This window comes from Pseudomonas sp. A, from assembly GCF_056270345.1.
This window is the reverse complement of sequence record NZ_CM149873.1, coordinates 2,186,207-2,201,622: the sequence shown is the minus strand read 5'-3', so window position 1 is coordinate 2,201,622 and position 15,416 is coordinate 2,186,207. Positions and strand designations below refer to the sequence as shown.

At 64.0% G+C, this 15,416-nt stretch carries 11 protein-coding genes; 8 read left to right on the top strand and 3 right to left on the bottom strand.

Features of this window, described 5'->3' with window-relative positions; translation table 11 throughout:
* Positions 1 to 54: 54 nt before the first annotated feature.
* Positions 55 to 750 carry a M949_RS01915 family surface polysaccharide biosynthesis protein gene (locus AC0MAZ_RS09950; RefSeq protein WP_203647730.1) on the bottom strand — a complete coding sequence of 232 codons (696 nt, stop codon included), beginning with the start codon at positions 748 to 750 and terminating at the stop codon, positions 55 to 57.
* Between the two features lie 127 nt (positions 751 to 877).
* Here AC0MAZ_RS09950 and rapA point away from each other — a divergent pair, with 127 nt between their 5' ends.
* On the top strand, positions 878 to 3,724 hold the full coding sequence (gene rapA / locus AC0MAZ_RS09945) for an RNA polymerase-associated protein RapA (RefSeq protein ID WP_475860959.1): 2,847 nt from the start codon (positions 878 to 880) through the stop codon (positions 3,722 to 3,724).
* Positions 3,725 to 4,040: 316 nt separating this feature from the next.
* On the top strand, positions 4,041 to 6,305 hold the full coding sequence (locus tag AC0MAZ_RS09940) for a putative bifunctional diguanylate cyclase/phosphodiesterase (protein WP_203647731.1): 2,265 nt from the start codon (positions 4,041 to 4,043) through the stop codon (positions 6,303 to 6,305).
* Here the strand turns inward: AC0MAZ_RS09940 and AC0MAZ_RS09935 are convergent.
* Entirely contained in the window at positions 6,205 to 7,092 is an 888-nt protein-coding gene (locus AC0MAZ_RS09935) for an NAD(P)-dependent oxidoreductase (protein ID WP_475860957.1), read from the bottom strand. The genes AC0MAZ_RS09940 and AC0MAZ_RS09935 overlap by 101 nt on opposite strands.
* Before the next feature lie 193 nt (positions 7,093 to 7,285).
* On the opposite strand from AC0MAZ_RS09935, the gene AC0MAZ_RS09930 reads away from it, so the two are divergent.
* A complete protein-coding gene (locus tag AC0MAZ_RS09930; protein ID WP_186735307.1) occupies positions 7,286 to 9,469 on the top strand; it encodes a hypothetical protein in 2,184 nt (727 codons plus the stop codon).
* 245 nt (positions 9,470 to 9,714) lie between these two features.
* Here AC0MAZ_RS09930 and AC0MAZ_RS09925 read toward each other — a convergent pair whose 3' ends face one another.
* A complete protein-coding gene (locus tag AC0MAZ_RS09925) occupies positions 9,715 to 10,020 on the bottom strand; it encodes a DUF2288 domain-containing protein (protein ID WP_475860955.1) in 306 nt (101 codons plus the stop codon).
* 357 nt (positions 10,021 to 10,377) lie between these two features.
* Here AC0MAZ_RS09925 and AC0MAZ_RS09920 point away from each other — a divergent pair, with 357 nt between their 5' ends.
* The 5 genes from AC0MAZ_RS09920 (at position 10,378) to AC0MAZ_RS09900 (ending at position 15,372) form a co-directional block, all read left to right on the top strand.
* The gene (locus AC0MAZ_RS09920; RefSeq protein ID WP_186735311.1) at positions 10,378 to 11,493 is read left to right on the top strand and encodes a branched-chain amino acid ABC transporter substrate-binding protein; all 1,116 of its coding nucleotides are present in this window, start codon (positions 10,378 to 10,380) and stop codon (positions 11,491 to 11,493) included.
* Between the two features lie 236 nt (positions 11,494 to 11,729).
* A complete protein-coding gene (gene livH, locus AC0MAZ_RS09915) occupies positions 11,730 to 12,653 on the top strand; it encodes a high-affinity branched-chain amino acid ABC transporter permease LivH (protein ID WP_028692119.1) in 924 nt (307 codons plus the stop codon).
* Entirely contained in the window at positions 12,650 to 13,906 is a 1,257-nt protein-coding gene (locus tag AC0MAZ_RS09910) for a high-affinity branched-chain amino acid ABC transporter permease LivM (RefSeq protein ID WP_028692120.1), read from the top strand. The genes livH and AC0MAZ_RS09910 overlap by 4 nt, the downstream gene beginning before the upstream one ends.
* The gene (livG, locus tag AC0MAZ_RS09905) at positions 13,903 to 14,670 is read left to right on the top strand and encodes a high-affinity branched-chain amino acid ABC transporter ATP-binding protein LivG (RefSeq protein ID WP_084856089.1); all 768 of its coding nucleotides are present in this window, start codon (positions 13,903 to 13,905) and stop codon (positions 14,668 to 14,670) included. Before AC0MAZ_RS09910 ends, livG begins: the two co-directional genes overlap by 4 nt.
* Positions 14,671 to 15,372 (top strand): ABC transporter ATP-binding protein, encoded by a 702-nt coding sequence (locus AC0MAZ_RS09900; protein WP_203647733.1) that lies wholly within the window; start codon positions 14,671 to 14,673, stop codon positions 15,370 to 15,372.
* Positions 15,373 to 15,416: the final 44 nt, after the last annotated feature.

Sequence of the window (15,416 nt, the reverse complement as noted above, 5' to 3'; positions counted from 1 at the left end):
TCAAAGGTGTGCGGCGTATCACAAGGCCACACTGCGCTGGAGTATAGCGCGGGCTTACTCGGCTTCTTCGTCCGGGTCGTCGTCGGGCGCGGCGCTCGACTCGCTCCAGGGCCGCTTGTAGACCTGTTGCCAGACAGCATCCATGTGCTCGCGCACGACCTGCGGGGCGCTCTTGAGCGAGGCGCTGTCCTCGCGCTCGCCGCCGAACGCGTCCTCACCGGGCGGGCTGATCAGCGACTGGCCGGTGATGGTGTAGATCGCCTGGCCCTCACGCATCTCGATGGCGATGTCATGGGGGTCGATGCCGCCGCCGCAGAAAGCATGGCTGGCCACGGTCACTTCGGCGACACCGTCCTTGTTCAGGTCGCCGACATCGCTGACATCGGTATAGAAGTCGACGTCCAGGTCCAGCCCGGCGCAGGTGGTCTCCTGCTCGATCTGCCAGCGCGCCTTGAAGGCGTCACCACCGGCAGCGCGGCCATACAGTGTGGCCTTGAGCACCACCTTGTCGACTTCCTCCTCGGTATCGGGGTCGGTGGCCTGGCCATCGGCCCGGCTCAGCACCAGCAGGCCTTCGCCCTCACGGTCGTGGAAGTGCACGCTCTTGATCGGCGTCTGCACACCGAGCACCTCCAGTTGCTCGACCGGAATAGGCGGCAGGACCTCGAAGCTCTTCTGTTCACAGGCGGCCAACAGCGCGAGGCTGCCCAGGCCCAGGGTGACGTTCAACCAGCGGTGCTTGGCAACCATGTTGGCGCGTGGCCCTCGTGACGGGACGGTGTTCGTCGATGAAAGCGCTAGACTCTTCACATTCATTGGTCTGGCGAAGCCGATCCGTTAACATAGTCGGCTTTTTCATCGCGGGAGTTTTGGCAGTATGGCGCAGCAGTATCAACCGGGGCAACGCTGGATCAGCGACAGCGAAGCCGAGCTCGGTCTTGGGACCATCCTGGCGCAGGATGGCCGCCTGTTGACCGTGCTCTACCCGGCCACGGGCGACACCCGCCAGTACTCGCTACGCAATGCGCCGCTGACCCGCGTGCGCTTCTCGCCCGGCGACCTGATCACCCACTTCGAAGGCTGGAAGCTGACCGTGCAGGAGGTCGATGACATCGACGGCCTGATGGTCTACCACGGCATCGACGGCCAGAACCAGCCGCGCACCCTGCCCGAGACGCAGCTGTCGAACTTCATCCAGTTCCGTCTGGCCAGCGACCGCCTGTTCGCCGGGCAGATCGACCCGCTGTCGTGGTTCTCGCTGCGCTACAACACCCTGCAGCACACCAGCAAGCAGATGCTCTCGTCTCTGTGGGGCCTGGGCGGCGTGCGCGCCCAACCCATCGCCCACCAGTTGCACATCGCCCGTGAAGTGGCCGACCGCATCGCCCCACGGGTCCTGCTGGCCGACGAAGTGGGCCTGGGCAAGACCATCGAGGCGGGCCTTGTGATCCACCGCCAGCTGCTGTCCGGGCGCGCCAACCGCGTGCTGATCCTGGTGCCCGAGAACCTCCAGCACCAGTGGCTGGTGGAAATGCGCCGACGCTTCAACCTGCAGGTGGCGCTGTTCGACGCCGAGCGTTTCATCGAGAGCGACGCCAGCAACCCGTTCGAGGATGCCCAGCTGGCGCTGGTGGCCCTGGAATGGCTGGTCGAGGACGAGAAGGCCCAGGACGCGCTGTTCGCCGCAGGCTGGGACCTGATGGTGGTCGACGAGGCCCACCACCTGGTCTGGCACGAGGAGCAGGCCAGCGCCGAATATGCGCTGGTCGAGCAACTGGCCCAGGTCATCCCGGGCGTGCTGCTGCTCACCGCCACCCCGGAACAGCTCGGCCAGGACAGCCACTTCGCTCGCCTGCGCCTGCTCGACCCCAACCGTTTCCACGACCTGGCCGCCTTCCGCGCCGAGAGCGAGCACTATCGCCCGGTGGCCGAAGCCGTGCAGGAACTGCTCGACGAAGGCCGTCTGTCGCCGAAGGCCCACGCCACCATCCTGGGCTTCCTCGGCGCCGAAGGCGAGGCTCTGCTGGCCGCGGTCAGCGATGGCGACAGCCAGGCCAGTGCCCGCCTGATCCGCGAGCTGCTCGATCGCCACGGCACCGGCCGCGTGCTGTTCCGCAACACCCGCGCGGCGATCCAGGGCTTCCCCGAGCGCCAGCTGCACCCCTACCCGCTGGCCAACCCCGACGCCTACGCCGAGCTGCCCTCGGGCGAGCGCGCCGAGCTGTACCCGGAAGTGGCCTTCCAGGCCCAGGGCGAGAGCGGCGACGACGAGCGCTGGTGGCGTTTCGACCCACGGGTCGACTGGCTGATCGACACCCTGAAGATGCTCAAGCGCACCAAGGTCCTGGTGATCTGCGCCCACGCCGAGACCGCCATGGACCTGGAAGACGCCCTGCGCGTGCGTTCCGGCATCCCGGCCACGGTGTTCCATGAAGGCATGAGCATCCTCGAGCGCGACCGCGCCGCCGCCTACTTCGCCGACGAGGAATTCGGCGCCCAGGTGCTGATCTGCTCCGAGATCGGCAGTGAGGGCCGCAACTTCCAGTTCGCCCATCACCTGGTGATGTTCGACCTGCCGGCCCACCCGGACCTGCTCGAGCAGCGCATCGGCCGTCTCGACCGGATCGGCCAGAAGCACACGATCCAGCTGCACATCCCGTACCTGCAGGACAGCCCGCAGGAGCGCCTGTTCCAGTGGTACCACGAAGGCCTCAACGCCTTCCTCAACACCTGCCCGACCGGCAACGCCCTGCAGCACCAGTTCGGCCCGCGCCTGCTGCCGCTGCTGGCCGACAGCGACGAAAAGAGCTGGAGCAAGCTGGTGGCCGAGGCCCGCGCCGAGCGCGAACGCCTGGAAGCCGAACTGCACACCGGCCGCGACCGCCTGCTGGAACTCAACTCCGGCGGCGCCGGCGAAGGCCAGGCGCTGGTCGAGGACATTCTCGAACAGGACGACCAGTTCGCCCTGCCGATCTACATGGAAACCCTGTTCGACGCCTTCGGCATCGACAGCGAGGACCACTCGGAAAACGCCCTGATCCTCAAGCCGAGCGAGAAGATGCTCGACGCCAGCTTCCCGCTGGGCGACGACGAAGGCGTGACCATCACCTACGACCGTGGCCAGGCGCTGTCGCGCGAGGACATGCAGTTCCTGACCTGGGAGCACCCGATGGTCCAGGGCGGCATGGACCTGGTGCTGTCCGGCTCGATGGGCAACACCGCGGTGGCGCTGATCAAGAACAAGGCGCTCAAACCCGGCACCGTGCTGCTCGAGCTGCTCTACGTCAGCGAAGTGGTGGCCCCGCGCAGCCTGCAGCTGGGCCGCTACCTGCCGCCGGCCGCGCTGCGCTGCCTGCTCGACACCAACGGCAACGACCTGGGCCCGCGGGTGGCGTTCGAAACCCTCAACGACCAGCTCGAAAGCGTGCCCAAGGCCAGCGCCAACAAGTTCGTCCAGGCCCAGCGCGACGTGCTGGCCAAGCGCATCGCCGCAGGCGAAGCCAAGGTCCTGCCGATCCACGACGAGCGCGTGGCCCAGGCCCGGCAGCGGCTTACCGCCGAGGCCGACGAGGAGTTGGCGCGCCTGACCGCTCTGAAGGCCGTGAACCCGAGCGTGCGTGACAGCGAGATCGATGCGCTGAGCAAGCAGCGCGAAGAAGGGCTGGCGGCGCTGGAAAAAGCGGCGCTGCGTCTCGAGGCAATCCGGGTGCTTGTCGCCGGTTGATCAGGACTCACGCATCCTCTGTAGGAGCGGCCTTGTGCCGCGAAAGGGCTGCAAAGCAGCCCCAGGATTTCAGCGTTCATGCAAAGATCGCCGGGGCCGCTGCGCGGCCCTTTCGCGGCACAAGGCCGCTCCTACAGGGTTTGTGCGGGGCAGCGGTATCCGTTTAGACCATCCAGCTATTGCCTTCATATCCAAATGGTAGAAACCAAAGTGCCATTAATCAGGAAGGCTTAAGCACCCGTTCCTATACTCCAGCAGGAACAGTCTCCATCCGTGCTTTTTGGGGACGAGTGAAGACTCGACGAAGAGGCCTGCAATGGAGTGGCTGGGACTGCAATTGTTCGCCGAGCTGCCGGCGACCGGACAGATCATCCTCGACTGTCGACACAACCCCTTCCTGGTGCTGCTCGCCTTTATCGTGGCCAGCGCCGCCTGTTTCGCCACGCTGGACATGAGCGAAAGGCAAAGCCACTGCGATGACCGTTTCGCCCGCCGGCAATGGCGGGTGCTCGGCGCCTGCTGCCTGGCCGGCGGGATCTGGGCCATGCACTTCATCAGCATGCTGGCGTTCCAGGCGCCGCTGGAGATCCACTTCGACGCGCCATTGACCGGCCTGTCGCTGCTGGTGGCCCTGCTCGCCGCCTGGCTGGCGATGAACAGCCTCAACCGCAGCGAAATGCGCCTGCGCCACTACCTGCAGACCGCGCTGTTCATCGGCCTGGGCATCAGCCTCATGCACTACACCGGCATGGCCGCCCTGCAGACCAGCGCCCAGCAGTACTACCAGACCGGCCTGCTGCTCGCCTCCATCGGCATCGCCGTGCTCGTCAGCCTACTGGCGCTGCTGATGGCCCGTTATTTCAACAAGGGCAGCGGCACCTTGCACCTGCTGCTCAAGTACGGCGCCAGCCTGTTAATGGCCGGCGGCATCGTGCTGACCCATTTCACCGGCATGGCTGCCATGACCCTGGTGATTCCCGGCGAAACCGCCCTGCGCCTGCCCTCGGCCGACAACAGTCTGCAACTGGCGCTGACCATCGCCGTCATCACCCTGCTGATCAGCGGCGGCAGCATCAGCGCGGCGCTGGCCGACAAGAAGCTGCAGAGCAAGGAGCACGACCTGCGCCGGGTCAATGTGCTGCTCAGCCAGCTCGACCAGGCCCGGGCCTCGCTGCAGCAGGCCGCCCACTACGACGCCCTGACCAACCTGGTCAACCGCCGCGGTTTCAACCAGGTGTTCGCCGAGCGCCTGGCCGAGCAGGCCGCCCATGAGGGCATGCTGGCGGTGATGTTCCTCGACATCGACCATTTCAAACGCATCAACGACAGCCTCGGGCATGCCGCCGGCGACGAGCTGCTCAAGGTCATCGCCGACCATATCAAGGCCGCCACCCGCGGCCAGGACCTGGTGGCGCGCTTCGGCGGCGACGAGTTCTGCATCGTCACCAGTCTCAACAGCCGCGACGAGGCCCGTCATCTGGCCCAGCGCATCATGCAACGAATGAAGGAGCCGATCGACCTGGCGGGCCGGCGCATGGTGATGACCACCAGCATCGGCATCAGCATCTTCCCCGACGATGGCCAGAGCACCGAGGAACTGCTGAAGAACGCCGACCTGGCGCTGTACCAGTCCAAGGGCTGCGGGCGCAACAGCCTGAACTTCTTCAACAACGGCCTGAAGACCCGCGCCACCCTGGAGCTGCAACTGGAGGAGGAACTACGTGTGGCGCTGTTCGAGGAGCGCGGCCTGTGCGTGCACTACCAGCCGATCTTCGACCTGCGCAGCGGCCAGGTCGCCAAGCTCGAGGCCCTGGTGCGCTGGCAGCACCCGCAACACGGCTTGCTCAGCCCCGACCGCTTCATCTGCATCGCCGAGGCCAATGGCCTGATCGCCGAGCTGGACCTGTGGGTGCTGCGCCGGGCCTGCGAGGATCTGGCCCAGCTCAATCGCCATGGCTACGGCGAACTGAAGGTCACGGTGAACTGCTCGGCGCTCACCCTCGGCCGCGAGGAGCTGGCCACCGAGGTGGAAATGGCGCTGTTCCAGGCCGGCCTGGCGCCGCGCCAGCTGGAGTTGGAGGTCACCGAGAACGCGCTGATGGGTGACATCCACCACACTATCAGCCTGCTCAAGCGCATCCGCGCCCAGGGCGTGGCGCTGTCGATCGACGACTTCGGTACCGGTTATTCCTCGCTGGCCTACCTCAAGCGCCTGCCGCTGGACGTGCTGAAGATCGACCGCTCGTTCATCCAGGACGTACCGGGCAGCCAGAAGGACCGGGAGATCGTCCAGGCGATCATCATCATGGCCCACACCCTGCACCTGAAGGTGGTCACCGAAGGCGTCGAGACCGTCGAACAACATGAGTTCCTGGCCAGCCATGGCTGCGACTACCTGCAGGGCTACCTGCTCAGCCGACCGGTGCCGCTGGCCGAGCTGCGGCCGATCCTCGAACGGCTCGACCGCCAGCCGGGCGAGCTCAGTCCTTGTTGCGATACAGCGTTACCAGGGTCGCCGGATCTTTTTGCAGATAGCCCTGGCTACCGTGCAGGCGCATCAATTGCGCGGCGAGGCCACTGAGCGGCGTCGCCGAGCCCTGCTCGCGGGAGAATTTCACCGCGGTGTCGAGGTCCTTGAGCAAGGTGCGCACATGCCACTTGACCGGCTCGAACTGGCTCTCGGCCATTTGCGGAGCAAGAATCTGCAGCGGCCTGGAGTCGGCAAACCCGCCCGCCAGCGCCTCGGCAATCAGCCGCGCATCGACCCCTGACTGCTCGGCCAGCGCCACCACCTCGGCGATCACCAGCGCATTGCAGGCCACGATCATCTGGTTGCACGCCTTGGTCACCTGGCCGGCGCCCACCGCGCCCATGTGCGTCACCCGCTGGCCCAGGGTCTGCAGCACCGGCCGCGCCCGCTCAAGATCATCGGCCTCGCCACCGACCATGATTGCCAGAGTACCCGCCTCGGCCCCCGGCGTGCCGCCGGACACCGGCGCATCGAGCCAGGCCATGCCGCACAGGGCAGCCAGCTCGGCGGCCATCTCCCGGGTGGCGGTCGGCTCAAGGCTGGAGAAGTCCACCAGCAACTGACCGCTGCGCCCGCCCTGGGCGACGCCCTGCTCGCCGAACACCACCTCGCGCACCACCGCCGTGTCGGCCAGGCACAACAGCACCATATCCGTCGCCTGGCACAGCTCGGCGGGGCTGGCGGCCAGTCGCGCACCGGCGGCGACCAGCTCGGCGCACTTGTCCGGGCTGCGGTTCCACACGGTCAGCGGATACCCGGCGGCCAGCAGCCGACGGCACATCGGCAGGCCCATCAGGCCGATCCCGGCAAACCCCAGCGAAGGCAATGCAGTACTCATGAGCGACTCCAGATTAAAGAAGCGTGACAAACGGACGATGCAATGCGGGTGCGAAGGGAAAAACCTTAGTCCGACTAAGGAAACCCCCTATCGCATAAGAAAAAGACGCACTGATAAAGTCGCGAAATTTCTCCGTGATGGCTAGATGATATTCATCACCGGGAAGCCAACCACTCCAGGCAAATGGCGCACTATGACCTCTACGAACACTTCTGCCAATGCGGCTCCCGAGCCGACCCTCAGCCCCACCTCGCTGACCGCCGGCAGTGCTCGAGACCTACCCGCCGCCCGCAGCACGCCGGCGCAACAGTACCTGTACTTCACCGAGCAGGACATCCAGCGCATCCTCGACAACCTCGACGGCCTGCGCGACCTGGTGTTTCCGCCGAACCTGCACGTCGAGGACGAGGACCAGCTGCGCCTGGAGCAGCAGTTCCCGTCGGTGTGCCTGATCGGCCTGGGCCGCTGCGGCTCGAACATCGCCCTGGACGTCGCAGAGCTGGTGTACAACGCCCGTACCTTCTTCCTCAACGAGTACAACAACGAGGACCGTTTCAAGGGCGAGGCCGGCTACAGCCCGGCGCGCTGGATCCGCCAGAACCTGCGCCTGGTGCAGAACAAGGCCGCCAAGCCGGTGTTCCTGGTCGAGCCGCTGGTGATGCTGGGCGACCTGGACAAGGACATCGCCGGGCGCATCCGCTTCTCGCGCAAGGGCGAGCGTGGCGGCTTCCTGCGCGACTACAGCAAGATGAAGATCATGGACCTGTCCGAGGTGCATGCCGGGGGCGCCGGCAACGCGCCGATCCTCGGCCAGTACCTGGCCAAGATCATCCTCAACAAGGACACCCAGCGCTTCTCCAGCGCCGACTGGAAGCTGATCCACTCGTACCTGATCGACTCCTGCGGCATCAAGGCCAACCAGTCGCGCCTGTACTTCTACATCTTCAGTGCCGGCGGCGGCACCGGCTCGGGGATGGCCTCGGAATTCGGCCTGGCCCAGCAGTACTCGTACATGAACAAGACCTTCGACACCAAGCCGGCCGACGAGAACGATGGCAAGAGCGGGCACTCGTTCGTCTTCGAGCCGATCTTCACCAGCGGCATCTGCGTGCTGCCCAACGCCTCCGATCACCGCAGCGAGATGTCCGAGGCGCTGCACATCAACGCCGGGCGCCTGCTGTGCAAGTACCTGTCGGAGGAATGGGACTTCTCGTACAACTTCGACAATGAAGACAGCAGCGAAGCCAGCGTCATGGGCCGGATCCGCCCGTGGAACGCGATGATGCTGATCTCCAACGACATCATGCGCTACGCTGAGGAGAGCGATGACGGCACGATCCAGAACATCGACGTCAACGCCATGGAGAAGCACGCCAACCAGTACATCTCCCAGCAGATCTTCAACATCCTCACCGCCCAGGCGGTGACCACCGACTACGACCAGAACTACTTCCGCCGCGCCGGCATCGACATCGGCGAGACCATCCGCCTGGACGCCAACGACCTGTTCATGAGCCTGGCAGGCCCCGTGGCCATTGCCTACGCCGAATCGGTGGTGCCGGAAGTGCCGCCAGCGGGCTCGGACAAGTTCAAGGTGTTCGAGCGCGAGCAGCCGCGCCTGGACATCGACGACCTGTTCTTCCGCTCCATCGACCTGCCGCACTTCAACAAGCAGACCCAGGCCATCGAGGGCATCAGCCTGCTGCCGATCGAGTCGCGCCGCTACCGTGCCGCGCTGGAGCAGTACCAGGCCTCGGGCTACGACGCCGCAGCCTTGCACGACCTGCACTTCTTCAAGAACTGCTCGTCGGTGGTGTCGATCGTATCCCTGCCCAAGGACTACAAGCTGTCGTACATGGACCTGAACCGGCTCAAGACCCACCTCAACAGCCTGTTCCCCAACACCACGCTCAAGCGCTACGCACTGGTGATCGGCGCCTCGGCCAACCTGTCGCTGACCACCCTGATCGCCAAGAGCCCGTGCCTGTCGGATGACTTCCTGACCCTGATCGTGGCGTTCATCAAGCGTTGCTTCGCGCGCAACCCGTACCGCTTCGACGACACCATGGACAACGCGATCCTGGAGTTCATCACCAGCGAGCACTTCGACGAGGACAGCATCGACGACCTGCTCAACGAGTTCGAGAACCCGGCGAAGATCCTCGACACCAACTGGTATGCGATCAAGCCGATGTACGAGAAGAAGTACCGCGAGCTGATCAACGACAAGAGCCGCTTCGTCTCGATCAACGACATCCGCCTGTCGCGCGAGTGCGTGAAGAAGGCGGTGAAGTACCTGCGCGAGATCTTCCGCCATCGCATCGGCAAGACCCGGGTGATTTCGCTGAACAGCCATACCGGGCGCGTGGATTATTGATAGAGCTGGGGCCACTTAGTGGCCCTTTCGCGGCACAAGGCCGCTCCTACAGGAAATCGCGCCCTCCTGTAGGAGCGGCCTTGTGCCGCGAAAGGGCTGCGCAGCAGCCCCATTTACGCATCCCGTAAACTGTTACCGCCCCGCCAAATCACCCCGCCACTGTTACCAACTTCCACCTTACGTGAGCGTCAACGCGCACCAACGTGAGGCGCCTGCGCGTTTTTGCGCACTAAAAAAGCGCGTGCTTATTCCGCTTTCTTCGCCTGGATCACGATGAACGGCGAAACCACCACCGCCCAGATCTCTGGATCGCGGGTTTGCAGGTCGAGCGCCTGCTCGGCGGAAACCGCCCCGACAGTGCCATCATTACGCCACTTGGCGAAGATCTCGCTGCGATTCTCGGCCATCGCCTCGGCAACGGTGATCAGGTCAAGGCTGGAGTCGACCCAAATCAGGTCACCCTTGGCCCAGAAACGCTCCAGGGCTTTCCACTCGATGACGGCGGTCTCGCCGAGCAATTTGGCATAGAGGGTGCTTACTTGATCAGTCATGGGTTTACCTGCGCAAAGATCGTCCAACAAAAAGGCCGGCATTTTTGCAGAAAAACCTGGTTTCAAATACGTAATTTGGTCGATCAGGCCCGAACTTGTGGGGGCGGGCCGCAGATACCGGCAAAGTGATGGCGCTTTTCTGTATCTTTATGTCGACCAGGCGACACCCCTCGAAACAGACGCTTTTCGCCCGCTTTTCAAGCGCTCGGACAGCGCTCTACACTGTACCGGTACAGTTCCGGGACATGTTCCGGGGGAAGGTGGGCTTACGGCATGGCGTAGCCAGGCCGAAATCCCGCCCGGTCTGTAGCCCTGGCCTCAGGACTATAAGAATTACAACAGAATGAGTGGAGCACTATGATCAAGATTTCCAAGCTGTTTGCCGCGATGGTTCTGGCCGGAGTCGCCAGCCATTCGTTTGCCGCCGACACCATCAAGATCGGCATCGCCGGTCCCAAGACCGGGCCGGTGACCCAGTACGGCGACATGCAGTTCGTCGGCGCCAAACAGGCCATCAAGGACATCAACGCCAAGGGCGGCGTCGATGGCAAGATGCTCGAAGCCAAGGAATACGACGACGCGTGCGACCCTAAACAGGCCGTGGCCGTCGCCAACAAAGTGGTCAACGATGGCGTCAAGTACGTGATCGGCCACCTGTGCTCCAGCTCCACCCAGCCTGCGTCCGACATCTACGAGGACGAAGGCGTGATCATGATCACCCCCGCCGCCACCTCCCCGGACATCACCAGCCGTGGCTACAAGATGGTCTTCCGCACCATCGGCCTGGACAGCGCCCAGGGCCCGGCCGCCGGCAACTACATCGCCGACCACGTCAAGCCGAAGGTCGTCGCGGTCCTGCACGACAAGCAGCAGTACGGCGAAGGCATCGCCACCGCGGTCAAGACCACCCTCGAGAAGAAAGGCACCAAGGTCGCCGTCTTCGAAGGCCTGAACGCCGGTGACAAGGACTTCTCCTCGATCATCCAGAAGCTCAAGCAGAACAACGTCGACTTCGTCTACTACGGCGGCTACCACCCAGAGCTGGGCCTGATCCTGCGCCAGGCGCAAGAGAAGGGCCTGAAGGCCAAGTTCATGGGTCCGGAAGGCGTGGGTAACGACTCCATCTCGCAGATCGCCCAGGGCGCCTCCGAAGGCCTGCTGGTCACCCTGCCGAAGTCGTTCGACGCTGACCCTGCGAACAAGGCCATCGTCGACGCCATCAAGGCCGACGGCAAGGACCCGAGCGGTCCGTTCGTGTTCCCGGCCTATTCGGCTGTCCAGCTGATCGCCGAAGGCATCAAGGCCGCCAAGTCCGAAGACACCGACAAGGTGGCTGCCGCCATCCACGCCGGTACCTTCAAGACCCCGACCGGCGACCTGTCCTACGACGCCAAGGGCGACCTGAAAGACTTCAAGTTCGTGGTCTACGAATGGCACTTCGGCAAGCCGAAGACCGAAGTCTCCCCTCAGTAACTGCGTGACTAATAGCTGACCGAGAAGCCCACTGTGCGAGCAGTGGGCTTTGTTTTACGAGGTTCTATGGACCTGATTCCCGTGATCCGGGAGCCGGTTCACCTGAAAATCTTAAAACCGTCACCCGCGGTTTCCTGGTTGTGCCCGCACAAGATCACGTGGCGTAGACCACGAGAACATGGGCCGGGGTCATCCCCCGCCAGAGAAATGCAAATCAGGTTTTTAGGAGCGCTGTAATGCCTGAGATCTACCATTTCCTACAACAACTGGTTAACGGATTGACCATCGGCAGTACCTACGCGCTGATCGCCATCGGTTACACGATGGTGTACGGCATCATCGGCATGATCAACTTCGCCCACGGCGAGGTGTACATGATCGGTTCCTACGTGGCCTTCATCGCCCTTGCCGGGCTGGCCATGATGGGCATTCACTCGTTGCCGATCCTGATGACCGTGGCTTTCGTCGCCACGATCTTCGTCACCAGCGCCTACGGCTACAGCATCGAACGGGTCGCCTACCGGCCGCTGCGCAACAGCAACCGGCTGATCCCGCTGATCTCCGCCATCGGCATGTCGATCTTCCTGCAGAACACTGTCCTGCTGTCGCAGGACTCAAAAGACAAGTCCATCCCCAACCTGATCCCCGGCAGCTTCTCGTTCGGCCCGGGGGGCGCTGAGGAAGTACTGGTCTCGTACATGCAGATCCTGGTGTTCGTGGTGACCCTCGTCGCCATGACCTGCCTGACCCTGTTCATCTCCCGTTCCCGCCTGGGCCGCGCCTGCCGCGCCTGCGCCGAGGACATCAAGATGGCCAACCTGCTGGGCATCAACACCAACAACATCATCGCCCTGACCTTCGTCATCGGTGCCGCGCTGGCGGCGGTGGCGGCCGTGCTGCTGAGCATGCAGTACGGGGTGATCAACCCCAACGCCGGTTTCCTGGTGGGCCTGAAGGCTTTCACCGCGGCGGTACTGGGCGGCATCGGCAGCATCCCGGGCGCCATGCTCGGCGGGCTGGTGCTGGGCGTGGCCGAAGCGTTCGGCGCCGACATCTTCGGCGACCAGTACAAGGACGTGGTGGCATTCGGTCTTTTGGTTCTTGTCCTGCTGTTCCGGCCGACCGGCATCCTGGGCCGCCCGGAGGTTGAAAAAGTATGAACAGAAATCTCAAACAGGCGTTCTTCAGCGCCTTGCTGGTCTGGGCCGTGGCCTTCCCGGTGCTGGGCCTGAAACTCAGCATCGACGGCATCAGCCTGATCGTGCACAGCCAGGGCTCGTTCACCATCAGCATCATCGCCGCTTGCTCGGTGCTGATGTTCCTGCGCGTATTGTTCGACAAGCAGTGGAGCGCGGTGATGGGCCGCCGCTCGGAGCGCAAGCTGGTTCCACCTTCGGTGACCAACTTCCTCACCCTGCCGAAGACCCAGCGCTGGGTCATCATGGGGCTGATCGTGGCGGCGCTGATCTGGCCGTTCTTCGGCTCGCGCGGCGCGGTCGACATCGCCACGCTGATCCTGATCTACGTGCTGCTGGGCCTTGGCCTGAACATCGTGGTAGGGCTTGCGGGCCTGCTCGACCTGGGTTACGTCGGTTTCTACGCCGTCGGCGCCTACAGCTACGCGATGCTCTCGCACTACCTGGGCTGGAGCTTCTGGGTATGCCTGCCGATCGCCGGCCTGATGGCCGCCACCTTCGGCTTCCTACTCGGTTTCCCGGTGCTGCGCCTGCGCGGTGACTACCTGGCGATCGTGACCCTGGGCTTCGGCGAGATCATCCGCCTGTTCCTGCGCAACCTCACCGACTGGACCGGCGGCCCCAACGGCATCAGCAACATCCCCAAGCCTGAGTTCTTCGGCCTGACCTTCGAGCGCCGCGCCGCCGAGGGGATGCAGACCTTCCATGAGTTCTTCGGGCTGGAATACAACTCGATCAACAAGGTCATCTTCCTCTACCTGGTGGCCCTGCTGTTGGCACTGCTGGCGCTGTTCGTCATCAACCGCCTGCTGCGCATGCCGATCGGGCGCGCCTGGGAAGCGCTGCGTGAAGACGAGATCGCCTGCCGTGCGCTGGGCCTGAACCCCACCGTGATCAAGCTCTCGGCGTTCACCCTGGGTGCCTGCTTCGCCGGTTTCGCCGGCAGCTTCTTCGCCGCCCGCCAGGGGCTGGTGACACCGGAGTCGTTCACCTTCATCGAGTCGGCGATCATCCTCGCCATCGTCGTGCTGGGTGGCATGGGTTCGCAGCTGGGCGTGATTCTCGCGGCCATCGTGATGATCCTGCTGCCGGAGATGATGCGTGAGTTCAGCGAATACCGGATGCTGATGTTCGGTGCGCTGATGGTGTTGATGATGATCTGGCGTCCGCAGGGCCTGCTGCCCATGCAACGTCCGCACATGGAGCTGCCTCGATGAGCCGCGAAATTCTGCAAGTCAGCGGCCTGAGCATGCGCTTCGGCGGCTTGTTGGCGGTCAACGGCGTGGGCCTGACCGTCAAGGAAAAACAGGTGGTCGCACTGATCGGCCCGAACGGTGCCGGCAAGACCACCGTGTTCAACTGTCTGACTGGCTTCTACAAGCCCAGCGGCGGCACCATCCTGCTCGACGGCCAGCCGATCCAGGGCCTGGCCGGCCATCAGATCGCCCGCAAGGGCGTGGTGCGGACCTTCCAGAACGTGCGCCTGTTCAAGGAAATGACCGCGCTGGAAAACCTGCTGATCGCCCAGCACCGCCACCTGAACACCAACTTCTTCGCCGGCCTGTTCAAGACCCCGAGCTTCCGCCGCAGCGAGAAGGAGGCCATGGAGCGCGCGCAGTACTGGCTGGAGAAGGTCAACCTGACCGAGTTCGCCAACCGTACCGCCGGCACCCTCGCCTACGGCCAGCAACGGCGCCTGGAAATCGCCCGCTGCATGATGACCCAACCGCGGATCATCATGCTCGACGAACCGGCCGCCGGCCTCAACCCCAAGGAGACCGAGGACCTCAAGGCCCTCATCGCCTATCTGCGCGAATCCCACAACGTGACCGTGCTGCTGATCGAGCACGACATGAAGCTGGTGATGAGCATTTCCGACCACATCGTGGTGATCAACCAGGGCACGCCCCTGGCCGATGGCACGCCGGAAGAGATCCGCGGCAACCCTGATGTGATCAAGGCCTACCTGGGGGAGGCGTAAATGCTGAAGTTCGAGAACGTTTCCACCTTCTACGGCAAGATCCAGGCGCTGCACAGCGTCAACGTGGAGATCAACCAGGGCGAGATTGTCACCCTGATCGGTGCCAACGGCGCCGGCAAGTCGACCCTGCTGATGACCCTCTGCGGCTCGCCCCAGGCGAGCAGCGGCAGCATCAAGTACCTGGGCGAGGAACTGGTCGGCCAGCCGTCCTCGCACATCATGCGCAAGAGCATCGCGGTGGTGCCGGAAGGCCGCCGCGTGTTCTCGCGCCTGACCGTCGAGGAGAACCTGGCCATGGGCGGTTTCTTCACCAACAAGGGCGACTACCAGGAGCAGCTGGACAAGGTCCTGCAGTTGTTCCCGCGCCTTAAGGAGCGCTACATCCAGCGCGGCGGCACCATGTCCGGCGGCGAGCAGCAGATGCTGGCCATCGGCCGGGCGCTGATGAGCAAGCCCAAGCTGCTGCTGCTCGACGAGCCGTCCCTGGGCCTGGCGCCAATCATCATCCAGCAGATCTTCGACATCATCGAACAGCTGCGCCGCGATGGCGTGACCGTGTTCCTGGTGGAGCAGAATGCCAACCAAGCGCTGAAGGTCGCCGACCGGGCATATGTGCTGGAGAACGGCAAGGTGGTGATGCAGGGTACCGGTGAAGCGTTGCTGACCGATCCGAAGGTGCGCGACGCATATCTGGGGGGTTGAATGATCAAAGGGCCTTCGCAAGGCCCTTTTTTCTGCCTGCCAGG